Source organism: Vibrio sp. Vb1337 (assembly GCF_033338715.1).
Taxonomy (GTDB): Bacteria; Pseudomonadota; Gammaproteobacteria; order Enterobacterales; family Vibrionaceae; genus Vibrio; species Vibrio alginolyticus.
Genome location: NZ_JAWOTD010000272.1, coordinates 1 through 1,039, shown reverse-complemented (window position 1 = coordinate 1,039; position 1,039 = coordinate 1). Strand labels below are relative to the sequence as shown.

Genomic DNA, 1,039 nt, shown 5'->3' with positions numbered 1-1,039 from the left:
CGCGCGGTTCAATCGTTCCCGAAACGCAAAAGAGCTTGGTATCAATTTGGATGTAAATTATGGAATTCAACCCAAATCGCTTAGTGGCACCAGTATGCTCACTGGCTCTGGTTGCCCTACCGGCTTTCAATGTGGTGGCGCAATCGCCAGCCAATACGAAAGCACAACAAGAAGCGCAAGCTCAATCAATCCAAGCCCAATCAACCAATGAGCTAGCAAACCTCATTAGCATCGCGTTGAGCAACGATGGCAACCGCAAGCAATTCTATGCTCAATCGGAAGCGATGCGTGAAACAGGCGTAGCCAGCGCAACCTTGATGGACCCGAAACTGAAAGTCGGTTTTGGTGGTTTGCCTGTCGATAGCTTCAAATTTGACGAAGATCCGATGACCAATATCTCCGTCGGTTTGATGCAACAGTTCGAACGTGGCTCGACGCTCAACCTTCAACAAAAGAAAGCCAATCAACAAGCCGATGGTTTGTCGTTGCAAGTTCACGCACGGGAGCTTGAAGTGGCAAACAGCATGACTCAGCTTTGGTTGGAGCTAGGCTATCAGCAGAAGGCAGAGCAAATTTTGCTAGAAAACCGTCGGCTCATGACGGAAATGGAAAACTTCATTCAAACCAATTACTCAATCGGCAAAAGCGAAGCGCAAGATTTACTGAATGCACAGCTTCAAGTGAGTAAGTTGGATGAAAAGCTGCAAGCCAACGCACAAATGCAGCGCCGTTTGGTCTCGCAACTCTCAGAATGGTTGGGCTCTGACTGGCTCAATACCTATACCCAAAACGGACGCTCAACACTCCAAGCCAGCAACACACTGACTTGGGCGTCATTGAACCAAAAGTTGTCTGCAAATAGCGAAACGACCAAGCACTACCAACAGTTGAGTGAGCACCCGATGGTGAAAATGGCAGACGTAAGTATTTCTGCCAATGAAACTCAAGTGGACATTGCAGAGCAAGCTTACACGCCTCAATTCGGTGTGGAAGTGATGTACGCCTATCGTCAAGCCAACAATATGAAAGGCGAACCTGC

General features: G+C 48.2%; 1 protein-coding gene. It reads left to right on the top strand.

Translation table 11 applies throughout. The features are described 5' to 3' along the window. Positions 1-59: 59 nt before the first annotated feature. On the top strand, positions 60-1,039 hold a 980-nt coding region (locus R7E42_RS25580; protein WP_318073322.1), incomplete at its 3' end, for a TolC family protein.